Source organism: Mumia spirodelae, from assembly GCF_050632745.1.
GTDB lineage: Bacteria > Actinomycetota > Actinomycetes > Propionibacteriales > Nocardioidaceae > Mumia.
Genome location: NZ_JBODSD010000001.1, coordinates 537,026 through 560,643 on the forward strand (window position 1 = coordinate 537,026; position 23,618 = coordinate 560,643).

The 23,618-nt window shown below is 72.1% G+C and carries 18 protein-coding genes; 5 read left to right on the top strand and 13 right to left on the bottom strand.

Going from position 1 to position 23,618, the window contains the following annotated elements:
• Positions 1–105 precede the first annotated feature (105 nt).
• Positions 106–1,005, top strand: a complete 900-nt coding sequence (locus tag ACQSSQ_RS02640) for a LysR family transcriptional regulator (protein WP_431325478.1) — start codon at positions 106–108, stop codon at positions 1,003–1,005.
• 7 nt (positions 1,006–1,012) lie between these two features.
• On the opposite strand, the gene ocd is transcribed toward ACQSSQ_RS02640, so the two are convergent.
• The 8 genes from ocd to ACQSSQ_RS02680 all read right to left on the bottom strand — a co-directional run bounded on the left by ocd (position 1,013) and on the right by ACQSSQ_RS02680 (position 11,529).
• Positions 1,013–2,095 carry an ornithine cyclodeaminase gene (gene ocd, locus ACQSSQ_RS02645; RefSeq protein ID WP_431325479.1) on the bottom strand — a complete coding sequence of 361 codons (1,083 nt, stop codon included), beginning with the start codon at positions 2,093–2,095 and terminating at the stop codon, positions 1,013–1,015.
• The gene (gene ddaH, locus ACQSSQ_RS02650) at positions 2,092–2,961 is read right to left on the bottom strand and encodes a dimethylargininase (RefSeq protein WP_431325480.1); all 870 of its coding nucleotides are present in this window, start codon (positions 2,959–2,961) and stop codon (positions 2,092–2,094) included. Before ddaH ends, ocd begins: the two co-directional genes overlap by 4 nt.
• Before the next feature lie 122 nt (positions 2,962–3,083).
• Positions 3,084–3,842 carry an ABC transporter ATP-binding protein gene (locus tag ACQSSQ_RS02655; protein WP_431325481.1) on the bottom strand — a complete coding sequence of 253 codons (759 nt, stop codon included), beginning with the start codon at positions 3,840–3,842 and terminating at the stop codon, positions 3,084–3,086.
• A gap of 85 nt (positions 3,843–3,927) precedes the next feature.
• Positions 3,928–4,701, bottom strand: coding sequence for an ABC transporter ATP-binding protein (locus ACQSSQ_RS02660; protein WP_431325482.1), 774 nt, complete (start codon positions 4,699–4,701; stop codon positions 3,928–3,930).
• On the bottom strand, positions 4,688–6,637 hold the full coding sequence (locus ACQSSQ_RS02665) for an ABC transporter permease (RefSeq protein WP_431325483.1): 1,950 nt from the start codon (positions 6,635–6,637) through the stop codon (positions 4,688–4,690). The genes ACQSSQ_RS02660 and ACQSSQ_RS02665 overlap by 14 nt, the downstream gene beginning before the upstream one ends.
• A 54-nt stretch (positions 6,638–6,691) precedes the next feature.
• On the bottom strand, positions 6,692–7,930 hold the full coding sequence (locus ACQSSQ_RS02670; protein ID WP_431325484.1) for an ABC transporter substrate-binding protein: 1,239 nt from the start codon (positions 7,928–7,930) through the stop codon (positions 6,692–6,694).
• A gap of 102 nt (positions 7,931–8,032) precedes the next feature.
• A complete protein-coding gene (locus ACQSSQ_RS02675; protein ID WP_431325485.1) occupies positions 8,033–9,976 on the bottom strand; it encodes a GMC family oxidoreductase in 1,944 nt (647 codons plus the stop codon).
• A complete protein-coding gene (locus ACQSSQ_RS02680; RefSeq protein ID WP_431325486.1) occupies positions 9,976–11,529 on the bottom strand; it encodes a long-chain-fatty-acid--CoA ligase in 1,554 nt (517 codons plus the stop codon). Before ACQSSQ_RS02680 ends, ACQSSQ_RS02675 begins: the two co-directional genes overlap by 1 nt.
• A 212-nt stretch (positions 11,530–11,741) precedes the next feature.
• On the opposite strand from ACQSSQ_RS02680, the gene ACQSSQ_RS02685 reads away from it, so the two are divergent.
• Positions 11,742–12,995, top strand: a complete 1,254-nt coding sequence (locus tag ACQSSQ_RS02685; RefSeq protein ID WP_431325487.1) for a TetR/AcrR family transcriptional regulator — start codon at positions 11,742–11,744, stop codon at positions 12,993–12,995.
• Between the two features lie 21 nt (positions 12,996–13,016).
• Complete coding sequence (locus tag ACQSSQ_RS02690; protein ID WP_431325488.1) at positions 13,017–13,652, top strand: TetR/AcrR family transcriptional regulator; 636 nt, start codon at positions 13,017–13,019, stop codon at positions 13,650–13,652.
• 73 nt (positions 13,653–13,725) lie between these two features.
• Here ACQSSQ_RS02690 and ACQSSQ_RS02695 read toward each other — a convergent pair whose 3' ends face one another.
• The 5 genes from ACQSSQ_RS02695 to ACQSSQ_RS02715 form a co-directional block, all read right to left on the bottom strand.
• Entirely contained in the window at positions 13,726–14,700 is a 975-nt protein-coding gene (locus ACQSSQ_RS02695) for an NAD(P)H-dependent flavin oxidoreductase (RefSeq protein ID WP_431325489.1), read from the bottom strand.
• 31 nt (positions 14,701–14,731) lie between these two features.
• Positions 14,732–16,894, bottom strand: coding sequence for a 3-hydroxyacyl-CoA dehydrogenase NAD-binding domain-containing protein (locus ACQSSQ_RS02700; RefSeq protein ID WP_431325490.1), 2,163 nt, complete (start codon positions 16,892–16,894; stop codon positions 14,732–14,734).
• A 2-nt stretch (positions 16,895–16,896) separates the two neighbouring features.
• Positions 16,897–18,105, bottom strand: coding sequence for an acetyl-CoA C-acetyltransferase (locus ACQSSQ_RS02705; protein ID WP_431325491.1), 1,209 nt, complete (start codon positions 18,103–18,105; stop codon positions 16,897–16,899).
• Between the two features lie 51 nt (positions 18,106–18,156).
• The gene (locus ACQSSQ_RS02710) at positions 18,157–19,305 is read right to left on the bottom strand and encodes an acyl-CoA dehydrogenase family protein (RefSeq protein WP_431325492.1); all 1,149 of its coding nucleotides are present in this window, start codon (positions 19,303–19,305) and stop codon (positions 18,157–18,159) included.
• Between the two features lie 169 nt (positions 19,306–19,474).
• Positions 19,475–20,164, bottom strand: a complete 690-nt coding sequence (locus ACQSSQ_RS02715) for a GntR family transcriptional regulator (RefSeq protein WP_431325493.1) — start codon at positions 20,162–20,164, stop codon at positions 19,475–19,477.
• A gap of 135 nt (positions 20,165–20,299) precedes the next feature.
• Here ACQSSQ_RS02715 and ACQSSQ_RS02720 point away from each other — a divergent pair, with 135 nt between their 5' ends.
• Both ACQSSQ_RS02720 and ACQSSQ_RS02725 read left to right on the top strand, forming a co-directional pair.
• Entirely contained in the window at positions 20,300–21,502 is a 1,203-nt protein-coding gene (locus tag ACQSSQ_RS02720; protein WP_431325494.1) for a CaiB/BaiF CoA transferase family protein, read from the top strand.
• A 26-nt stretch (positions 21,503–21,528) separates the two neighbouring features.
• A complete protein-coding gene (locus tag ACQSSQ_RS02725) occupies positions 21,529–23,616 on the top strand; it encodes a hydantoinase/oxoprolinase family protein (RefSeq protein WP_431325495.1) in 2,088 nt (695 codons plus the stop codon).
• Positions 23,617–23,618: the final 2 nt, after the last annotated feature.

A 23,618-nucleotide genomic window follows, 5' to 3' on the forward strand; every position in this document is an offset into this window, starting at 1 on the left:
TCGTGGTTTGTTCTCAGTGTGCGCGCGGTGTGTGATCAGGTAAAGTGATGATTCCTGACGATGATCGGTCAGGAATCCTTAACGCTCAGACGCCAAGGGGGTCAGGTGCTCGACGTCCGCCGGCTGCGCCTCCTGCGGGAGCTGGCGCTGCGCGGCACCCTGGCGCAGGTGGCTGACGCGCTGCACCAGAGCCCGTCGTCGGTCTCCCAGCAGCTCGCCCAGCTCGAGCGCGAGGTGGGCGTCCCGCTGCTCATCAAGGCCGGGCGCGGAGTGCGTCTGACGCCGCAGGCCGAGATCCTCGTCGAGCACACCGAGGCCGTGCTCGCGGGCCTCGAGCGGGCCGAGTCCGACGTCGCCGCCTCGCTCGTGCAGCCGTCCGGGTCGGTGCGCGTCGCGGTGTTCCAGTCGGCCGCGCTCGCACTTCTGCCGGCGGCGCTGACCTGGCTCGAGGCCGAGCACCCCGCCCTGCGCGTCACGGTCGTCCAGCGCGAGCCGGAGACCGCGCTCGCGGAGACCTGGGCGCGCGACTTCGACCTCGTGGTGGCCGAGGAGTACCCGCACCACGCCGCACCGCGCCACCCCGGGCTGGACCGCCTGCCGCTCACCACCGACACGCTCTGGCTCGCGGTCTCGCCCGACGCGCCCGAGCACGCAGCGATCGAGCGGATCGAGGATGCGGCGCGCGTGCCGTGGGTGATGGAGCCGGTGGGAGCGGCCTCGCGGCACTGGGCCGAGCAGGCCTGCCGCCGCGCGGGGTTCGAGCCCGACGTCCGGTTCGAGACCGCCGACCTCCAGGCCCACCTCCGACTGGTCCAGTCCGGCCACGCGGTCGCGCTGCTTCCCGACATCTTGTGGAAGGGGTTGCCGGCGCCGGCGCGGCTGTGCCCGCTCCCCGGCGATCCGCAGCGCTCGATCTTCACCTCGGCGCGGCTCTCGGCGGTGGCGAGCCCGGGCGTGGCGTCGTGCCGCCGTGCCCTGGCCCACGCCGCCGAGTCGCCGCGCTGAGGGTCGGTCACGTCGAGGCGAGCGCCGCCGCCCTGGCGCCTCGGACCTCGGCCGGGGCCGGTGCCACCATCGCGAACAGGTCCTTCGGGTCGCTCGGCTCGGCGACCAGGTCGAGCGTCGCCTCGTACGACGTGCCGCGGACCGCGTCGCGGACGAAGCGCAGCGCCATGAAGTCCTCGATCGCGAAGCCGACGGAGTCGAAGACGGTGATCTCCGGCGAGGACGTACGTCCGGGGGCGTCGCCGGAGATCACCTGCCACAGCTCGGTGACCGGGAACTCCGGACCGAACGCCTGGATCTCGCCCTCCACGCGGGTCTGCTCCGGGTACTCGACGAACACCGACGCCCGCTCCAGGATCGCCTGGTCGAGCTCGGTCTTGCCGGGGCAGTCGCCGCCGATCGCGTTGATGTGGACACCGGGGACGACGTCGACGTCGCGCAGCACCGTCGCGTTGGTCTTGTCCGCCGTGCACGTGGTGACGACGTCGGCCCCGAGGACCGCGTCCGCGGCACTGGTGGCCACGGTGATGTCGAAGCCGAGCGGCTCGAGGTTGCGCACCAGCTTGGCCATCGCGTGCGGATCGGTGTCCCAGACGCGCAGCCGGTCGATGCCGAGGACGGCGCGGAAGCCGAGCGCCTGGAACTCCGCCTGCGACCCCGCGCCGATCATCGCCATCGTCGACGCGTCGGGCCGGGCGAGCCACCGGGCGGCCATCGCCGAGGTCGCCGCGGTCCGCAGCGCGGTGAGCAACGTCATCTCGGCGACGAACGTCGGGTAGCCGTTGTGGACCTGTGCGAGCACGCCGAAGGCGGTGACGGTCTGGAAGCCGCGCAACGGGTTCTTGGGGTGGCCGTTGACGTACTTGAAGCCGTACTCGTCGCCGTCGCTGGTCGGCATCAGCTCCATCACACCCTCGCGGGTGTGGACGGCGTGCCGGGGCGACTTGTCGAACTGCGGCCAGCGCCGGAAGTCCTCCTCGAGCGCGGTCACCATCGCGCCGATGATGCGCTCGGCGCCCTGCTCCGAGATCCACCGGCTCATGCCTGCCACGTCCACGAAGGAGACGCCTGCCTTGCCCTCGGTCGTCATGCGCGTACCTCCAGAGTGCAGCACTTCACGCTCCCGCCGCCCTTGAGCAGCTCGCTCAGGTCGACGCCGATCGGGTGGAAGCCCCGCTCGCGCAGCCGCTCGTGCAGGTGGACGGCCTTGTCGGTCAGGACCACGTTCGCGCCGTCGGACACGGCGTTGAGGCCGAGGACCTCGGCGTCGGCGTCGGTCGCGATGATCGCGTCGGGGAAGAGCTGGCGCAGGATCGCGTTGCTGGCCGCGCTGAACGCCGGCGGGTAGTAGGCGATCGTGCGGTCGTCGAGCGCCGCGAGCGCGGTGTCGAGGTGGTAGAAGCGGGGGTCGACCAGCTCGAGGGAGATCACCGGTGCGCCGAAGAACTCCCGCACCTCGTGGTGCGCGGCGACCGACGTTCGGAAGCCGGTGCCCGCGAGGATCAGGCGGCCGACGACGAGGAAGTCGCCCTCGCCCTCGTTCTGCGTGGTCGCCTGCACGGCAGGGTCGAAGCCGGCGGCGTCGAACCACGCGTGGTACGCCGGGCCCTCGGGCTGCCGCTCGGGGAAGGCGAAGCTGGCGGCGATCGCCTTGCCGTCGTAGACCACGCCGCCGTTCGCGGCGTACACCATGTCGGGGAGGCCCTCCACCGGGTGGATCAGGTCGACGCGGTGACCGAGGCTCTCGTAGACGGAGCGCAGCATCTCCCACTGGGCGACGGCGAGCGCGGTGTCGACCGGCTTGCTCGGGTCCATCCAGGGGTTGATCGCGTAGGTCACGTCGAAGTGCTCCGGGCGGCACATCAGGAAGCGGCGAGGGGTCGCCCCGCGCACCACCGTCTGCTCGACCGCGTGCTCCGCCGCCGTGGGCGTCGGAGCCCCGGTGGTGATCGTCATCAAGTACCTCCGTGTCGTCGGGTGACACGACGGTATGTCGACAGACGTTCCGCAACCGAGGGTGAATCGTTGCGAAGATCGGCGCCAGAACAGCGATGTGTTGCGGCTTGGCCGCGGAATCCTCAGACGCGGTCGCCGACCGCCGCAGGCTCGGGCCGCTCCGACGGGCCCGTCTCCTCCGCCTCGTGGTCGCCGAAGTAGGCCTGGCGTACGGCGTCGCGGTCGGCGCGCAGGTCCGCGGCCGACCCCGCCAGGACCGTACGCCCGTGGTGGAGGACGAGGGCCCGGTCGGCGACGCCGAGCGCGAGGTCGATGTGCTGCTCGACCAGGATCACGCCGACCCACAGCTCGTCGGCGAGGCCCCGCACGATCGGGAGCAGCTCCTGCACCGCGACCGGTGCCAGGCCCATGCTCAGCTCGTCGACGAGCAGCACCCGGGGACGCGACAGCAGCGCCTTGCCGAGGGCGAGCATCTGCTGCTCGCCGCCCGACAGCAGGCCGACCCGGCGCCCGACCAGAGGCTTCAGGCGCGGGAGGCGGTCGAGGACGGCGTCGAGGTCGGCGCGGTTCCTCGGGCGGGCGAGGGTGAGGTTCTCGCGGACGGTGAGCCCGTGGAAGATCGCGCGGTTGTCCGGGACCAGGACGACGCCGGCGCGCGCGTTCTTCTCCACGCGCCTGCTCAGCGGGCGCCCGAACGCGCGGACCTCGCCCGCGCTCGGGGCCAGCAGACCGACCGCGGTCCGGAGCGCCGTCGTCTTGCCGGCACCGTTGGGGCCGAGCAGCGCGACGACCTCACCGGCCGACACGGACAGGTCCAGGTCGCGGACGGCGAGGGCGTGGCCGTACCCCGCTGTCACCCCGCGCATCTCGAGCAGACTCATGCCGTGCCCCTTTCGCCTGAGCGCTCCGGTACCTCGCTCCGGAACACCTCGTACCTCGGCGTACCTGCGCTGCGGTTCCTCGCGCTCATGCCGCCGGCTCCTCTCCCAGGTAGGCCGTCACGACGGCCGGGTCGTGGCGGACGACGTCCGGGTGTCCGACCGCGATGATCCGGCCGAAGTCGAGCACGTAGACGCGGTCGCACACGGTGAGGACGAGGTTCATGTCGTGGTCGATCAGCAGCACGCCTCGCCCGGTCCCGGCCATCGCGCGGACGACGTCGCCGAACGCCTCGCTCTCGTCGGTGTCGAGTCCTGCAGCCGGCTCGTCGAGCAGGACGACCCGGCTGTCGCCCGCCAGCGCCCGGGCGACGCCGACCAGCTTCTGCCTCCCGAGGCTCAGCGAGTCGGGCCGGCGGGCCGCGTCGTCCTCGAGCCCGAGGAGTGTCAGGGCCGCGTCGTCGGCGCCGCTGCGCGGCGCCCCGCCGAAGAGGTCCGCGACGAAGCCGCGCCACCCCCGGCTCTGGGTCGTGACGGCGACGTTCTCGGCCACCGTCAGGTCGTCGAAGAGCTCACCGGCCTGCCAGGTGCGGGCGAGCCCGGCGCGACGGCGGTGGTGGGACGGCTTGCCGTCGAGCCGCCGGCCGTCGAGGACGACCTCGCCCGTCGCGGGCGTGAAGCCGGTGACCGCGTCGACCAGGGAGGTCTTGCCCGCACCGTTCGGCCCGATCAGACCCACGATCTCGCCGCTGCCGATGGTCAGGTCGACGTCGTCGTTGGCCACGACGCCGCCGTAGCGGACCGTGAGTCCGCGCACCTCCAGCAGCGGTGCGGGGGCGGGGGCGGTCTCAGGCTCGGACACGGTCACTCCTGCGGTGGACGAGGTGCTCGGTCGCGTGGCGGACGCTGCCGGTGATGCCGAGCGGGTTGAGGACGGCGGTCACGACGAGAGCGATCGCAGCGATCAGCCCGTACGCGTGACCCAGGTCGAAGGTGCGCTCGAGGAAGATGGCGAAGACCCCGAGCGGGGCGAGCAGGCCCGCGACGACGGCACCGGTGATGCTCGTGATCCCCGCGACGTAGACGGTGCACAGCAGCGTGAGGCCGACCAGGACGTTGAACGACTCGACCGACAGCTGGGACCGGCTGTAGCCGATGAGGCAGCCGCCGATGCCGGCGATGAAGGCGGACAGCGCGAAGCCGAGCAGCTTGGTCGCCGCGACGTTGATCCCCGCCGACGCAGCGGCACGCTCGTTGGAGCGGACGGCGAGGAAGGCGCGCCCGGTCCGCCCGCGCATCAGGCGGGCGGTGAACCAGGTGAGGACGCCGACGACGGCGATGACCATGAGCGCGAACGAGGTCGTCGTCAGCGTCGTCCCGCTGCGCACGGCGAGGTCGATGCCGAGGAACGACGGGTCCGCGATGAGGTTGCCCTCGAACGGGGTGAACGCCGGGTTGCCGAAGACGAAGCTCTGGATCGCGAGCGCGCCCGCGAGGGTGACGACCGCGAGGTGGGCTCCGCGGATCCGCAGCGCCGGGATGCCGACGACGATGCCGAGCACCGTCGCGACCAGGGCCGGCACGACGAGCGAGAGCGGGAACGGGATGCCGTACTCGGTGGTGACCCGCGAGAGCACGAAGCCCCCGGTGCCGGCGAACGCCATCGCCGCCAGCGAGATCTGTCCGAGGTAGCCGGTGAGCACGACCAGCGACAGCGCGATGAGTGCCATGATGATCGAGGTCACGACCCCGAAGCGCCAGCTGCCCTCGGTGAGCAGGACGGCGGCGACGGCGCCGCCCAGGAGTGCGAGCGCCGGGACCGGCCGCAGCGACGGCGGGCGTACGGCGGGCATCTTGGTGGTCACGACGCCGCCGCGTGCGGGCACGCTCTTGCCCACCACGAACAGCGCGACGACGACGATGAGGAACGGCACGGTGTCGCCGAAGCCGGCCTGGGCCCACGTCGGCCAGAACGCGTACGTGCTCATCATCAGCAGCAGCGACTGGAAGATCCCGATCGCCAGCCCGGCGACGCAGGCGACCATCACCGACCGCAGACGGGCGACGAGCGCCGCGGCGAGACCGGGGAGGACGTAGAAGGTGTAGCTGAGGGGGTCGAGCCCCACCGTGGGCGAGGCCATGATCGCGACGAGGCCGGTGGCCGCACCCGTCACGGTCCAGACGACGGCGGCGAGCCGGTCGGGTGCGTACCCGGTCAGCGCGACGGCGGTCTCGTCCTCGGAGCTCGCCCGTGTCGCCGTGCCCCACCGGGTGAACCGGAGGTACGCGGCGAGACCGAGCGCGACCGCGATCGCGAGACCGAGAAGGATCAGGTCGGACACCGAGACCGGCGTGCCGAGGATCTCGACCGTGCTCTCGGGCAGGATCGGCGCCGCGATCGACGCCGTCGTCTCGAACCGGAGCGGGACGAGGCTCACGATCAGCAGCATCACGCCGACCGACGCCGCGACCTGGGACAGGATCGGCGCCGAGCGGAGCGGACGCAGCACGAGCAGGTGCGTGAGCAGCGCGACCGCTGTGCTGCTGAGCACCCCGAGGGTGACGGCCACGGGGGCCGCCACCGGCTCGGGACTCAACGAGATCGACCCGACCGGGAGCACGAGCGTGCCGCTCGTGCCGAGCTCGGCCGCCACCCACACCCCCCACAGGGCGATGGAGCCCTGGGCGAAGTTGAGCACTCCGGTAGCAGCGTGGACGGCTACCAGCGAGGACGCGATCGTTGCGTAGACGGAACCGACGGCGAAGCCGAGGGTCACGAAGAGCACGAGCTGGTCCACGAAGTCCTCCTCAGGTGGGGGTGCGGGTGGCGGCGAGCGGGGGTGGGGCGTCTGTCAGGTCGCGCCGGGGATCTGGGCGAGGACCTCGGGCACCGGCTGCAGGAAGTTGTCTCCGACCGCCTTGATCGACCCGTCCTCCTGGACCTCGAACAGCAGCATCTCGGTCGTGCAGTTCGGCGACGTCGGGCTGTCGCAGCTGATCTTCGGACCGAGGAAGCTCGGGAAGTCCTTGAGACCCTTGAGGGTGCTCAGCACGACCTCGCCCGTGATCTCACCGTCGACGCCCTCGAGCGCCTTCGCGAAGGTGACGAACTGGGCGAACTCGCCGTAGGCGTAGAAGCCGCCGGTGCCGCCCTCGACCGCGCTGATCGCCTTCTCGGCGGCCTCGAGGTCGGCCTTCACCTCATCCGGCGCGTTGTCCATCGCGGCCGGCAGCCACACCGACGAGTACAGGGCGCCGCCCGCGGCCTCCGCCGGCGATGCCTCGATGTAGTCCGTGCAGGCCGCGGTGAAGATCGTGCCGTCGTACTTCAGCTGACGCAGGCCCTGGACGAGCGCGGTGCAGGCGCCCTCGTTCGGCGAGGCGACGAGGCCGCCCACGTCCGGGTCGTCCTTGGCGATCGTCGCGGCGAGCGCGGTGAAGTTCGGGTTGGTGGGGGAGAAGTAGACGCCCTTCGCCTCCATCTCGAGCGCCCCCGCCAGCGCCGGCAGCAGCACGTCGATCGTCTGGTGCGACGACGGCGTGTCGACGAGCGCGAGCGTGACCGAGTTCTTGCCGGTCTGCTTGAACGCCTGCATCGCCCCGACCAGGAACGACGCCTGGGGCGCACCGAACATGACGCGGTTCTCGGCGGCGGAGCCCGTCACCGAGTCGAAGGCGATCATGCCGACGAGCGGGATCTTCGCCGCGGTCAGCGCGGGCAGCGTCGCGCTGGAGGAGAGGTTGAAGCCGTCCATCACCGCGACGACGCCTTCCTCGACGAAGGTGTTGGCGCAGGCCGTCGCCTTCTCGGGGGTGGTGTCGGTGTCGCAGGTGACGACCTCGATGGGGCTGCCGTTGATGCCGCCGAGCTCGCCGTTGATGTAGTCGACGGCCGCCGCGGCGCCGGTGTCGGCACCGGGCTGCGGGACGGCGCCGCCCGACGGGTTCAGGAAGCCCACCTTGATCGGCGGGCCGTCGAGGTCGCTGGCAGGGTCCTCGGTGTCGGCCTCGGAGCCGTCGGAGCCGCAGCCCGCGACGGCGAGCACGGCCGCGGACAGCACCGCGGCGAGGGTGAATGATGGCCTTCTCATGGGGTCCTCCCTAATGGGTGCGCAGGCGCGCGGGATCGGTGATGCGTCGCCAGCCCTCCCGATCGGGCCCGCGAGTGGGGACGAAGCTTGCTCAGGCGCCGGTCAGAGCCGAGCCGCCAGACGGGTGGCGTTCATGTGGGCGATGGCCTCGATCGAGATCATCGGGTTGACACCGGACGACGTCGGGAACGACGACGCGTCGGCGACGACGACGTTGGGGATCTCCCACGTGGCGCCGTCGGGATCGGTCGCGCTGGTGTCGGCCGAGCCGCCCATCCGCGCCGAGCCCATGATGTGCAGGGCCGCCATCGCGCACCGGCCCGGCTGGTAGCCCTCGGTGTCGCACCGCGCGATGAAGCCGTCGACGCTCTCCCCGCGGGTCCACGTGAACCCGGCCTGGTGGCCGGAGAACATCGTGAGCGCGCCGGCTGCCTCCACGATCCGGGCAGCGCCCGCCACGCCGGCGCGCAGCCGCTGCTCGTCGCGGGCCGAGAGCGTGTAGTGGACGACAGGCTCGCCGTCCTTGCCGACCTTGACCTCGCCGGAGTCCTGGTCGCGGGTGATGACGCCCACGCCGCTGAGGTGGGCGAGGTTCATCATCCGGTCGCGATGGGTCTGGGCGCCGCGCCACGACATGAACGCGACTCCCAGCGCCGGGTTCGTCGCCGCGGTCTCGTAGATCACGCCGTAGCCGGAGCCGTCGACGTCGGCGTGCTCGTTGGAGTAGCGGGTCTGGATCCCGCCCTCCCAGGGACGGACCTCCTCCTCGAACGATCCCCAGACCGCGGTCGCGGGGTGGAGGCGCAGGTGGCGGCCGATGTTGGGGTTGGTCAGGCCGGAGCGACGCAGGAGGGCGGGGGTCTGCAGGCTGCCGCCTGCCACGACGACGGCCCGCGCGCGGACCCGGACGGAGTGCCCGTCGGCGGTCCGCGCGTCCACGCCGGTCGCGACACCACCGGAGGTCGTCACCGTGCGGACGTCGACTCCGGTGAAGAGGCGCGCCCCGTTCTCCTCGGCGTCGACCAGCCACGTCTTCGCGACGGACTGCTTGGCTCCGAGGCGGCAGCCGTACCCGCACCGCCCGCACTCGATGCCGTTGTCGCAGCCCTTGACGTTGCGCGGCATCTCGTCGACGTGCCACCCGAGGCGGGTCAGCCCGCGCTCGAGGATGGTGTCGCGCGACGAGATCGCGTTGTGGTTGCGGTTGACCTCGAGACGCTCCCAGACGGCGTCCAGCGACCGGTCGAACTCCTCGGTCGCGAACTGGGCCGCGCCGATCGACGCCCACTCCTCACGGACGTGGTCGGGCGTGCGGAAGGAGGTCGTGTAGTTGACGACCGTGCCGCCGCCGAGGCACTGCCCGGACAGCATGCTCAGCTGTCCCTCGGCCGTCGCCGACGGGCCGGGGGCGTAGAGCCGCGTGATGCCGCCGAGCTCGCCGCCGTCGAAGTCGCGGTCGTCGTAATAGAGGCCCTTCTCCAGCACGACCACGTCGTGGCCCGCGGCGGCCAGGACCGCGGCGGCCGTCCCGCCGCCCGCTCCCGAGCCGACCACGACCACGTCGCACACGAGCTCGACGTCGGAGGTCGGCGTCGTCGGGGACAGCGGAGGCGCAGCGGCGTCGGTGCGCAGGCCGAGGGGACCGGGATAGCCCATCGCCGTCCACAGCGGCGACTCGCCGGTAGGCCCCGGCGCCAGGTAGTACGCGAGTGTGGCCGCGCCCTTGAGCGCCTGGAAGAGCGCACGCTTCTGCGCGAGCCGGGAGTCCGACAGGCCGATCAGCGCGGCCTCCCGGTCGGCCTGGCTCATCGACGAGAAGTGTCGCGGTCCGAAGCCGAGGGCGAGACCGGCGAGCCTGCTGTCCCAGACCCCCAGCAGGCGCTTGAGCTGGTCGCTCTCGGCCTTGCGCGGGTTGTGGGCGGCCATCGCCTCGACGATCTCGACGGCGCCGAGCGCACTGGCCGACGGGATGGTGTCTCCGTCGCCGGGGGCGAACGTATCGCAGATGGCCGTGAGGTTGGCCCGCTGCTTGGCGGTCAGCGACATCACGACACCTCGCTGCGGAGCGTCGTCTTGAGGACCTTGCCGCCGGCGTTGCGGGGCAGCGCGTCGAGGACGACCAGGTCCTTGGGCAGCTTGTAGCGCGCGATGCGGCCGTCGAGGAAGGTCGTCAGGTCGTCCAGGGTCAGGGCCGAGCCTTCACGGGTGACGACGACGGCGACCGGGATCTCACCCCACCGGCTGTCCTCACGACCGATGACGGCGGCCTCGACGATGTCGGGGTGCGCGTAGAGCGCGTTCTCGACCTCGGCGCAGTACACGTTCTCGCCGCCGGTGATGATCATGTCCTTCTTGCGGTCGACGACCCAGACGAACCCCTCGTCGTCCTGGCGCACGAGGTCGCCCGAGTGGAACCAGCCTCCGTGGAAGGCCGCCTCGGTCGCCGCGGGGTTGTTCCAGTAGCCGCGCGTGACGGTCGGCCCGCGGTAGACGATCTCGCCGACCTCGCCGCGCGGGACGTCGTTCATCTCGTCGTCGACGACGCGGTACTGGATGGTCGGGATCGGCCTGCCCACCGAGCCGAGCTTGCGGATCGAGTCGTCTCCGCTCAGGACGCAGGTGATGGGCGAGGTCTCGGTCTGGCCGAACACCGCGACGTTGATCGCGTCGGGGAAGGTCTCCGCCATGGTCCGCAGCAGCGTCTCCGACGCCGGTGCTGCCCCCCAGCTGATGATGCGCAGCGCGAGCTTGCGGTCCTTGATGTCCGGCAGCGCGCAGATCGCCTGCCACTGCTGCGGCACGTTGAAGACCAGCGTCGCGCCCTCGCGCTCCCACGCGGCGACGACCTCCTCGGGGTCGAACGCGCCGAGCGGGTGGATGACGGTCGGGATGCCGAGGAGGAGGTTCGCGACCATCGACCCCAACCCCGCGATGTGGAAGAACGGCGCCGTGAGGAACGCGACGTCGGACTCGTCACCCATGAGGTTCGCGCGGATGCAGGTCAGCGCCTGGAGCTGCATGTTGCGGTGCGAGAGCATCGCGCCCTTGGGGTGCCCCGTCGTCCCGGAGGTGTAGATGATGAGCGCCGTCGCGTCCTCGGGGACGTCGCCGAGCGGGGCGGGCTCGTCCTCGGCCACCAGAGCGGCGTACGACGTGAAGCCCTCGGCCTCGCCGAAGCAGATGCGGGTGCTGAGCCGGTCGGTCAGCTGGCCGACCGCGCCGACGAGCGGCGCGAGCAGCTGGTCGGCGAGGATCACGGTCGCGCCGGAGTCCTCGACGATGTAGCGCACCTCGTCGGGAGCGAGGCGGAAGTTCACCGGGACGGCGATGGCGCCCAGGCTGTTGATCGCGAGCACCGCCTCGACGAACTCGCCGTGGTTGAGCGTCAGCAGGAGGACGCGGTCGCCCTCCCCGACCCCGCGCCGGGCCAGAGCGCCGGCGGCCGCGAGCGAGCTCGTGTGGAGCTGGCTCCAGGTGGTGTCGACCCCGCGGTGACGGAGGGCGGTCGCGTCCGGCTTCCCCTGGGCGTGTCCGGCGACCTGCGCCATCCAGTGGTTGCGGAACGTCCACTCCGGGGCGGTGATCGGCGTGCTGGTCATGAGGCTGGCCTCCCGTGCGGCGATGCTGCGGATGACCCCGAAGCATGCCGTAGAAGTGTGACCTGTGCAATAGTCCTTGTTAATCGCGCTTCACATTTTTGTTAGCGGCGACTCACATCTGGCGCGCCGGTCCGCCAGGCGGTAGCGTCCGCTCTCCCTGAGGTCGTCCGGCGTGGTTAACTGGCCGCACCCACGCGGAAGGAGGAGGCGACGTGAGCACACCCGCGGTGCCCTCGACGGGCGGTCGCGCGCCGGTCGCGCGACGTCCGCGCAACCGCAAGGCGCTGATCCGCGACGCCGCCGCGCGGGCCTTCGCCGACCGCGGCTACCACGCCGTCGGGATGGAGGACATCGCGATCGCGGTCGGCATCTCCGGCCCCGCGCTCTACCGCCACTTCCCGAGCAAGTACGCGCTGTTCGCCGACTGCGCGAGGTCGCTGGCCGCCGAGCTGCTCGACGACTGGCCGCCCGCCCCGCTCGGCGTCGACCTCGCCGAGCCCGAGGCGGCGCGCGCGCACCTCGACGAGGTGCTGGCGGCGCTGGTCCGGACGACGGTGCGCAACCGGCGGACGGGGGGTATCTACCGCTGGGAGGGCCGCTACCTCGAGCCGGCGGACCGCGAGCAGATCCGCACGATCTTCCAGGAGCTCATCGACCGGGTCGCCGCCCTCGTACGGGTGCTCCGCCCGGAGGCGACGGACGCCGACGTCGGCCTGGCGACCGCCGGGTCGCTCTCGGTGGTCGCGAGCCTGACGGCGCACCGCACGTCGTTGCCCGCGCGGCGGCTGTCGGCCGTGGTCTGCGCCGCGGCCAGCCGGGTCGCGGTCGAGACGCCGCCCGGTCCGACCGCGCCCGGCACTGCGGTGCGGGTGAGCGCGGGTGCGCTGGAGCCCGCCGCCGCGCGCCGCGACCAGGTCCTCGCCGCCGCCGTACGCCTCTTCCACTCGGTCGGGTTCTCCGAGGTGACCGTCGAGGCGATCGCGACCGAGGTCGGGCTGACTCCGTCGGGCTTCTATCGGCACTTCTCCAGCAAGTCCGACGTGCTGCTCGCGGCGTGCCTGCTGGCCTCGGACCACCTCGACGCGACCGTGGCCGCGGCCGGCGTCCGGGGCGCCGCGCCGGGCGTGGCTCTGGAACGGCTCACCCGGGCGTACGTCGCCCACTCCTTCGCGCACAAGGAGCTCATGTCGGTCTACTACTCCGACATCGCGAGCCTTCCCGCTCGCGACCAGTCCCGGCTGCGCACGCTGCAGCGCGAGCACGTGGCGCTCTGGGAGAACCTCCTCGTCGCCGCCCGGCCCGGGCTCGACCCCGTCGAGGCGCGGTTCCTCGTCCACGCGGCGATCGGCGTCGTGACCGACCTCGGGCGGCGGGTGCACTGGCGCGACGACCCTTCCACGCAGGAGCGCGTCCACGGCCTGGTGCTGCTTACGCTCGGGGTCACGGAGCCATCGACCTCGATTTGAACCCGTGTTAGATTCTGGCTCGTGGCGGAGCAGACGGGTGGACGAGCACGGACCGGCTCCGGGCGGTCCCTCCCGAAGTCCCACCGGACGCGGGAGCGGATCCTCGACGCGGCGGCGCGCGTGCTGGGCAGCAAGGGCTACGCCGGCACACGGCTGCAGGACGTGGCCGCCGAGGCGGGCATCCAGGCGCCGGCGATCTACTACTACTTCGGGTCGCGCGACGAGCTGATCGCCGAGGTCATGTACGTCGGTGCCCACCGCGTCCGGGGGCACGTCGCGGACGTCCTCGCGGGCCTGCCGGCCGAGACCGGCGCGATGGACCGGATCCTCGCCGCCGTCGAGGCGCACCTGCGCTACGAGCTGCTCATCAGCGACTACACGACGGCCTCGGTCCGCAACGCCGGCCAGGTCCCCGACGCGGTGCGGGAGCGCGCCGTCGCCGAGGAGACCGCGTACAGCCACATGTGGCGCGACCTCTTCGAGCACGCGCACGCGGACGGCGAGCTGCGCGCCGACCTCGACCTGAACCTCACCCGGTTCCTCATCCTGGGCGCGATGAACTGGGCGGCGGAGTGGTGGGACCCCAAGCACCGCACGCTCGACGACCTGGTCGCCTCGACGCAGACCCTCGTCCTCCACGGGCTCGGGCGCCACTGAGCGGGCCTCGGGCCGCCGCGTGGGCATGACGCGGGCCCGGCCGTCGCGCGGTGCGACGGCCGGGCCCGCTCTCTCACACCGGCGTGACGGCCAGGGCGCGGCGGCGCAGCACGTCCTCGGCGTCGGCCACCGTCCGGCGCACGATCTCGCCGGCGGTCGGGACGTCGCGGATCAGCGCCTGGACGACTCCCACCGACCAGATCCCGGCGTCGAGGTCGCCCTCCTCGAACACGCGACGTCCGCGGGCACCGGCGACCAGGTCGCGGACCGCCGCGAAGTCGCCGCCGGCGTCGAGGATGCGGACGACCTCGCGGCTCACCTCGTTGCTCGCCACGCGCGCGGTGTTGCCGAGCGTCCGGAAGATGAGCTCGGTGTCGAGCTCCGAGCCCTCGACGATGCGCTGCTTGACGGCGTCGGCGACCGGCGACTCCACGCTGCAGAGGAACCGGCTGCCCATGTTGACCCCGTCGGCGCCGAGCGCGAGCGCCGCGGCGAGCCCGCGGCCGTCGGCGATCCCGCCCGAGGCGAGGAACGGGATCGAGAGCCGGTCGGCCGCCGCCGGGATCAGCACCAGACCGCCGATGTCGTCCTCACCGGGATGCCCGGCGCACTCGAACCCGTCGATGCTCACCGCGTCGACACCGATCCGCTCGGCCTTCAGCGCGTGCCGCACGCTTGTGCACTTGTGGATCACCCGGACGCCGTGCGCCTTGAGGAGGTCGAGGAACGGCTCAGGGTTCGCACCGGCGGTCTCCAGGATCGTCACGCCGGCATCGATCGCCGCCCGGAGGTAGTCCTCGTACGGCGGTGGGGAGATCGTCGGCAGGATCGTGAGGTTGACCCCGACCGGCTTGTCGGTGAGCCGTCGGGCGCGCTCCACCTCGCGGACGAGGTCGTGAGGCGTCGGTTGGGTGAGCGCGGTGATGATCCCGAGCCCACCCGCCTCCGAGACGGCCGCCGCCAGCTCCGCGCGACCGACCCACATCATGCCGCCCTGGACCACGGGGTGCTCGATCCCGAACGCCTCGGTGAACCGGGTGGTGATCACGGGTCGCCGCCCGTCGCCGTGCGGGTGCGCCTCACGCGAGCACCTCGCCCGCCTCGGCCTTCGCGACCAGCGACGCCGGCGGCTCGAAGTGCGGACCGTACGCCGCCGCCAGCTCGCGCGCTCGCGCGACGAACCCGGCCGGGCCTCCGTCGTACTGGTCGATGTAGTGGAGCACCCCGCCCGTCCACCGCGGGAACCCGATGCCCAGCAGCGAGCCGATGTCGGCGTCCTCGACGGAGGTCAGCACGCCGTCGTCGAGGCACCGCACCGCGTCGATCGCCTCCGCGAACAGCATGCGCTCCTGGAGGTCGACGAACGGCACGTCGGCGGAGCCGGACCCGAACGCCTCGCGCAGTCCGGGCCAGATGCCGGTGCGGCGCCCGTCCTCGTCGTAGGCGTAGAACCCGCCTCCGGTCGAGCGCCCGCATCGGTCGAGCTCGCCGATCATCCGGTCGAGCACGGAATCGGCCCCGTGGGGCTGCCAGGTGCCTCCCCCGGCCTCGACCGCGGCTCGCGTCTCCGCACGGATCTTCTGCGTCAGCGTCAGTGTCAGCTCGTCGAGGAGCTGCAGCGGTCCGGCGGGGTAGCCGGCCTGCAGCGCCGCCTGCTCGATCGTCGACGGCTCGACGCCCTCGCCGACGGCGGCGACGGCCTCGTTGATGAACGTGCCGATCACGCGAGACGTGAAGAAGCCGCGCTGGTCGTTGACCACGATCGGCGTCTTGCGGATCTGGCGGACGAAGTCGAACGCCTTCGCCAGCGTCGCGTCGGAGGTCTTGGCGCCGCGGACGATCTCGACCAGCGGCATCTTGTCGACCGGCGAGAAGAAGTGGATGCCGATGAAGTCCTCCGGACGGCCGACGCCCTCCGCGAGCGTGGTGATCGGCAGCGTGGAGGTGTTGGAGCCGAGGACGGCGTCGGGGAGCACGACCGGCTCGACACGGGAGAAGACCTCCTGCTTCACCGGCACGGACTCGAAGACCGCCTCGACCACGAGGTCGGCGCCCGCGAGGTCGGCGACGTCTCCTGTCGGGGTGATCCGCGCGAGCAGCGCGGCGGAGGTCTCGACGTCGGTACGGCCGCGCGCCATCGCCTTCGCCTCCAGCTTCTCCGAGTAGCCCTTGCCGCGGACCGCGGCGTCGAGCGAGACGTCGGCGAGGACGACCTCGATCCCGGCCTTGGCGGCGACGTAGGCGATCCCCGCACCCATCATCCCGGCGCCGATCACGCCGAGCCGGCGGCACGCGTACGTCGGCTGCCCCTCCGGACGGCTCGCGCCGGCGTCGACGCGCTGCTGGGCGAAGAACGTGTGGATCATGTTCTTGGTGACCTGGCCGCTCGTCAGGCTGACCAGATAGCGGGTCTCGATCAGCGACGCGGTGTCGAGGTCCACGTACGCCCCCTCGACGGCGGCCGCGAGCGCGGCGCGCGGCGCGGGCATCGGGGCGCCCTTGAGCTGCTGGCGCAGGAGCGCGGTCATCGCGGGCAGCGTGGTCGCGACCGCCGGGCTGGCGGGACCGCCGCCGGGGATGCGGAATCCCTTGCGGTCCCAGGGCTGCGCCGCGTCGGGGTTGGCCGCGATCCACGCCTTGGCCCGGGGGAGGAGCTCCGCCGTCGTGGCGACCACGTCGTCGACGATGCCGACCTCGAGCGCCTTGCCCGGTCGCATCCGGGCACCGGAGAGGATCACCTCGGCGAGCGCGCGCTGCAGGCCGAGCATCCGGACGGTGCGCGTGATGCCGCCGCCGCCGGGCAGCAGCCCGAAGGTGACCTCGGGCAGCCCCAGGCGGCATCCGGGGGTGTCGGCGACGATCCGGTGGTGGGTCGCGAGCGCGATTTCGAGCCCGCCGCCCAGCGCGGTGCCGTTGATCGCGGCGACGACGGGGCGGCCGAGCGTCTCGACCCGGCGCATCAGAGCCTTGATCGCGTCGATGTGCGCGGTCCGCTGCGGGGCGTCCTCGGGCGAGCCTTGGCGCAGCAGGGTGAGGTCGCCGCCGGCGAAGAAGGTGGACTTGGCGCTGGTCAGGACGACGCCGGTGATCGTGTCGCGCTCGGCCTCGAGGCGGTCGACGGCACGCGCGTACGACGTGGCCCAGACGTCGTTCATCGTGTTCACGCGCTGCGTCGGGTCGTCCATGGTGAGGACGACGACGCCGTCGGCGTCCTGCTCCCAGCGGATTCCTTCGGTGGTCATGTTCAGAGCCTCTCGATGATGGTGGCGACGCCCATCCCGGCGCCGACGCAGAGCGTGACGAGCCCGTAGCGGCCGTCACGGCGCTCGAGCTCGTCGAGGACGGTGCCGAGGATCATGGCGCCGGTCGCCCCGAGCGGGTGGCCGAGGGCGATCGCGCCGCCGTTGACGTTCACCTTCTCGGTCGGGAGCGCGAGGTCCTCGATCCACTTGAGGACGACCGACGCGAAGGCCTCGTTGAGCTCGAACAGGTCGATGTCGTCCACGGTCAGGCCTGCCCGGTCGAGGACCTTGCGGGTCGCCGGGGTCGGTCCGGTGAGCATGATCGTCGGCTCGCTGCCGACGGCCGCGGTGGCGACGATGCGTCCGCGCGGCGTCAGCCCCATCGACGCGCCGGCCGACTCGCTGCCCAGTAGCACGAGCGCGGCACCGTCGACGATGCCGGAGGAGTTGCCGGCGGTGTGGACGTGCTCGATGCGCTCGACCGCGTGGTACTTCTGCAGCGCCACGGCGTCGAAGCCGGCCTGGGCGCCGATCCCGGCGAACGCGGGGCGCAGCGCGGCGAGGGACTCCGCCGTCGCGTCGGGGCGGCGGTGCTCGTCGTGGTCGAGCACGAGGACGCCGTTCATGTCGCGCACGGGCACGATCGAGCGCTTGAAGTAGCCGCTGGTCCACGCGTGCTCGGCACGGCGCTGCGACTCCAGCGCGTACGCGTCGACGTCCTCGCGCGAGAAGCCGTGGATCGTCGCGATCAGGTCGGCGCCGATGCCCTGCGGGACGAAGTACGCGTCGTACGCGGTGGTCGGGTCCTGGACGTACGCGCCACCGTCGCTGCCCATCGGCACGCGCGACATGGACTCGACACCGCCGGCGACGACCATGCCGTCACCGGCGGCGATCTTGGCGGCCGCGGTGTTGACGGCCTCCAAGCCGGAGGCGCAGAAGCGGTTGAGCTGCACGCCGGGCACGCTCTCCGGGAGCCCGGACACGAGCACGGCGGTCCGGGGGATGACGCCGCCCTGCTCGCCGACCGGGGAGACGACCCCGAGGACGAGGTCGTCGATGCGCTCGAGGTCGAGCCCGGGGTTGCGGGGGACGAGCTCGTCGAGGAGCCCGACGACCAGGTCGACGGGCTTGGTCGCGTGCAGGGCGCCTCCGCGGTTCTTGCCGCGTGGGGTGCGCAGGGCGTCGTAGATGTAGGCGGTCTCGGTCATGGCGCGGTGTCCTTCAGCTGTGGGTCAGGTGGGTCTCGGAGAGGAAGGAGGTCACAGGCCCAGACCGCGGCCGACGATCTCCTTCATGATCTCGGTCGTGCCGCCGTAGATGGTCGTGATCCGGGCGTCCTCGTAGTCGCGGGCGATCCGGTACTCGCGCATGTAGCCGTAGCCGCCGTGGAGCTGGAGGCAGCGGTTGACGATGCGGACGTGCTGCTCGGTGCACCACCACTTCGCCGCGGCGGCGTCCTCGGCGCTCAGCTCCCCGGCGACGTGCCGGCGCACCATCTCGTCGAGGTACGCGCGGCTCACCTGGAGCTCGGTCGCGATCTCGGCGAGGACGAAGCGGGTGTTCTGGAAGCTGCCGATCGGCTGCCCGAACGCGTGGCGGTCCTTGCAGTAGGCGAGCGTCCGCTCGAAGACGCCCTCCGCAGCGGCGACGGATGCGGCCGCGATCGAGATGCGCTCCTGCGGCAGGTTGCGGACGAGCCCGAGGAAGCCCTCGCCCTCGGCGCCGAGGAGGTTGGCCGCCGGGACGCGGACGTCGTCGAAGAACAGCTCGCTGGTGTCCTGCGCGTGCAGGCCGATCTTCTCGAGGTTGCGGCCGCGGGTGAAGCCCGGCATGCCGTCCTCGACCACGATCAGGCTGAGCCCGCCGTGCCGTGAGTCGGAGGTCCGTACGGCGGTGGCGACGAGGTCGGCGTTCTGGCCGTTGGAGATGAAGGTCTTGGCGCCGCTGACGACGTAGTCGTCGCCGTCGCGGACGGCACGGGTGCGGATGCCGGCGAGGTCGCTGCCCGTGCCCGGCTCGGTCATCGCGATCGCCGTGATCAGCTCGCCGCGCGCGATCCCGGGGAGCCAGCGCTGCTTCTGCTCGTCGTTGGTGAGGTCGGTGAAGTAGGGGAAGACGATGTCGTTCTGGAGGGCGACGCAGCCCATGCCGCTCGACACAGGGTTGCGGGCGATCTCCTCGCCCATGATCGCGTTGAACCGGAAGTCGTCGACACCGCCGCCGCCGTACTCCTCGGGGATCGAGAACCCGAGGATGCCGTCCGCGGCCGCGGCGGTGAACAGCTCGCGGTCGACCTTGCCCTCCGCCTCCCACCGCTCGGCGTGGGGCTGGACGTGCTTCTCGATGAAGGCCGCGACGGTCTCGCGGAACGCCTCGTGCTCCGCGTCGTACAGCGTGCGGGTGGTCATCGTCTGGGCCTCCTCGTGGTTGCGCCTCAGAGCAGAGGCCGGTGACAGGACCGTAGCGGGATCAGCACAGTTTTTACAAGAGATTAGAAAATGTAGATTCGAGGGCATGACAGAGCGCCGCGAGCCTTCGGGGCAGGTCGCGGGCGGTTTCGAAGGGTGATGAGAAACGTCAGGGACGCGCGGCAGTGCCGTCCGCGCCCGGGGTCTCGGGGACCCGCTCGCGCAGGGCGACCCAGCCGTGCCGGATGTGCGACCGCATCGCCGACTCGGCCCAGTCGGCGTCGCCGGCCCGCAGCGCCTCGACGATCTCGTGGTGCTGGGCGAGGCTGCGCGCCAGCGCCGTCGGCGTGTAGTGCGCGAACGTGCTCTGGACCAGGGGCACCTGGACGATCGAGGAGAGCAGCGAGCGCAGCCGCTCGCTGCCGGAGGCCACGACGATGGCGGTGTGGAAGGTGTTGTTGAGCTCGGTCAGCGCCTCGGGGTCGCGGTCGGGCTCGGCCGCGCGGTCCATCGCCACGGCGAGGGCGTCGAGCGCGTCGAGGTCGAGGTCCTGCGCCGTCGCGGCGAGGCGGGCGCCGAAGGGCTCGAGCAGACCCCGGATCGTGAAGATCTCCTCGAGGTCGCCGACGCTCCAGCTCAGGACCTGCACGCCGCGGTGCCGCTCGTGGCGCACCAGCCCGTCGGCCGCGAGCCGGCGGAGCGCCTCGCGGACGGGGGTCCGGCTGACGCCGAGCTCGCTGGCCAGGTCCTCCTCGCGGAGCCACTCGCCGCCGAAGCGGCGCCCGGAGAGGATCTGCGCGCGGATCTCCTCGTACACCCGCTCGGCGGTGATGCCTCCGTCCGTGGCCCTCGTCGTCATGGTCTTGGAGGGTAGCAGCCCGAATTCTGGCAGTTGCATACAATCCTGCGCCGAGCCCTTGACCGGGCGCCCGGATCGGCCTAAGTTCGCAGGCATTCTTCTCGCGTTTTGTATACGAGAGTGGGGTCCTGGTCTGTGTCTGCTCCTCCCGCACCGCTGTCCGACGTCCGCGTGGTCGAGATGGGGCAGCTCCTTGCGGGCCCGTTCTGCGGGCAGCTCCTCGGTGACTTCGGGGCCGACGTGATCAAGGTCGAGGACCCGCGGCACGGCGACCCGATGCGGCAGTGGGGCAGGGAGAAGCCGTACGGCACCTCGCTGTGGTGGCCCGTCGTCGCGCGCAACAAGCGCTCGGTGACCGCGAACCTCCGCGACGCGCGAGGGCAGGACATCGTCCGCGAGCTCGTCGCGCACGCGGACGTCCTGGTCGAGAACTTCCGCCCGGGCACGCTCGAGCGCTGGGGACTGTCGCCCGAGTCGCTGTGGGAGATCAACCCCGGCCTCGTCGTCACCCGCGTCACCGGCTTCGGGCAGACCGGGCCGTACGCCGCCCGCGCCGGCTATGGCTCGATCGGCGAGGCGATGGGCGGCATCCGCTACGTGACCGGCGATCCTGACAAGCCGCCGGCGCGCACCGGGGTCTCGCTCGGCGACTCGCTCGCGGCGACCTTCGCCTGCGTCGGGACGCTGGTCGCGCTGCACTCCCGGGAGCGGTCTGGTCGGGGTCAGGTCGTCGACGCCGCCATCTACGAGTCGGTGCTCGCGCTGATGGAGTCGATGGTCCCGGAGTGGCAGATCGCGGGCTACCAGCGCGAGCGGACCGGCACCGTCCTCCCCAACGTCTCGCCGAGCAACGTCTACCCGACGCGCGACGGCGAGACGGTCCTCATCGCCGCCAACCAGGACACCGTCTTCCGACGGCTGGCCGACGTCATGGGAGAGCCCGGGCTCGCCGAGGACGAGCGGTACGCGACCCACGGCGCGCGCGGCGCGTCGATGGACGAGCTCGACGCCCGGATCGCGCGCTGGACCGCGCAGATCGACGCCGACGACCTGCTCGAGCGGCTCAACGACGGCGGCGTGCCGGCGGGGCGGATCTATCGCGCCCGCGACATGCTCGAGGACCCGCACTTCGCCGCGCGCGAGGCGATCGTCCGTCTCCAGCACCCCGATCTCGGCGAGTTCGCGGTGCAGAACGTGGCACCGAAGCTCTCGCAGACGCCCGGGTCCGTCCGCCATCTCGGACCGGAGCTCGGCGAGCACAACGACGACGTCTACCGAGGACTGCTCGGGATGGACGAGGACCAGCTCACCACGCTGCGCGAGGCCGGCGTGATCTGAAGGCTGCACGATCGAGGAGGCACCACATGACCTATCGGCTCGGCGTGGACGTCGGGGGTACGTTCACCGACATCCTGCTCGTCGACGAGAGCTCGGGCGAGACCTATCGGGCGAAGACGCCCTCCACGCCGCACGACCAGTCGATCGGCGTCCTCCGCGGGATCATGCAGGCCTGCGCCGCGGCCGACATCGGGCTCGACGAGGTCGGGGACGTCATGCACGGTACGACGGTCGCGACGAACGCGATCCTCGAGGGCAAGGGCGCGCGTGTCGGTCTGGTCACCACCCGCGGGTTCCGGCAGGTGCTGCAGATCGCGCGGTCGTTCGTCCCCGGCGGCCTCGCGGGCTGGATCATCTGGCCGAAGCCCGAGCCGCTCGCGGCGCTCGAGGACACCGTCGAGGTCGGCGGGCGCATCGCGAGCGACGGGTCGGTGGTCGAGGACCTCGACGAGGACGACGTCCGCGCCGCGCTCGAGAAGCTGGGCTCGCAGGGCGTCGAGGCGCTGAGCATCAGTCTCATCAACTCCTACGCCAACCCCGAGCACGAGCGGCGCGTCGCCAAGGTCGCCTCGGAGGTGCTGGGGGACCTCACGGTCTCCGTCTCGTCGGCGGTCCTCCCCGAGCTGCGCGAGTACGAGCGCACCCTCACCACGGTCGCGAACGCCTACGTCCAGCCCCGTGTGGCCCGCTACACCGCCAACCTCGGCGAGCAGCTCACCGAGTCCGGTGTCGGCGGCAAGCTCTACATCCTGCGCAGCGACGGCGGCCTCGCCTCGGCCGCGACGGCTGCCGACAACCCGGTGTCGCTCCTGCTGTCGGGCCCGGCCGGCGGCGTCACCGGCGCGGCGTGGGTCGCCGAGCAGGCCGGGTTCTCCGACTTCCTCACCTTCGACATGGGCGGGACCTCGACGGACGTGGCGCTCGTCCAGGACCGGGTCCCGCGGATCGGTCGCGAGACCAAGGTCGGCGACCTCGCCGTGCGCGCGACCTCGGTCGACGTCCGGACGGTCGGTGCGGGCGGCGGGTCCATCGCCCACGTCCCGCCGCTGACGCAGGCCCTGCGGGTCGGTCCCCAGTCGGCCGGCGCCGTGCCGGGACCGGCGGCGTACGGGCAGGGCGGGGTGGAGCCGACGGTCACCGACGCGAACGTTGTCCTCGGCTACCTCCCGACGTCGCTGGCCGGTGGCGAGGTGACCCTCGACCGGGACGCCGCGACCGCCGCCGTGCAGACCATCGTCGAGGCGACCGACCTGGGCAGCGTCGAGGAGGCCGCCGAGGGGATCATCGACATCGTCAACGAGAACATGCTGGGCGCGCTGCGCCTGGTCTCGGTGCAGCAGGGGTTCGACCCGCGCGACTTCGCGCTCGTCGCCTTCGGCGGCGCGGGTCCGCTCCACGCGAACGCGCTCGGCCGCCTCACCGGGGCGTGGCCGGTGATCATCCCGCCGTCGCCCGGCGTGCTCTGCGCGTACGGCGACGCGACCACGAGCATGCGCGACGAGGCCGTCCGTACGCTGATGCGTCCCTTCTCCAGCCTCGACGACGACGCGCTGCGCGACCAGCTGGTCGAGCTCGCCGACGACGCCCGCGCCTCGCTGATCCGCGACGGTCTGAGCGAGTCCGATCTGACCGTCACCTACGCGGCTGACCTGCGTTACCACGGCCAGGGCTTCGAGATCCCGGTCGCGGTCGACGCCTCGGCCTTCGACGGCAGCGGCGGTGGGCTCGACTCGCTGCGCGCGGCGTTCGACGCCGAGCACGAACGTCTCTTCTCCTTCCTCCTCGACAACGAGCACGAGATCGTCACCGTCCGCGCGACGGCCAGCGGGCCCCGTCCGGCCGTGGCCGCTCCCGTGCTCGCCGCGGGGGAGGCCGACGCGTCGGGCGCCCGGGTCGGCACCGAGAGCATCTGGGTGGACGGGGGCGCGGTCGACGCCGGCCTCTACCAGCGCGACCAGCTGCTCGCCGGCAACGTCGTGACGGGTCCCGCGGTGATCACCGAGATGGACTCCACGACCCTCGTCCTGCCCGGCCACGCCGCCACCGTCCACCCGAGCGGCAGCCTCCTCATCCGACCCATCGACCAGAGCGCCGCCGACGGCGCGGAGGGCTGAGA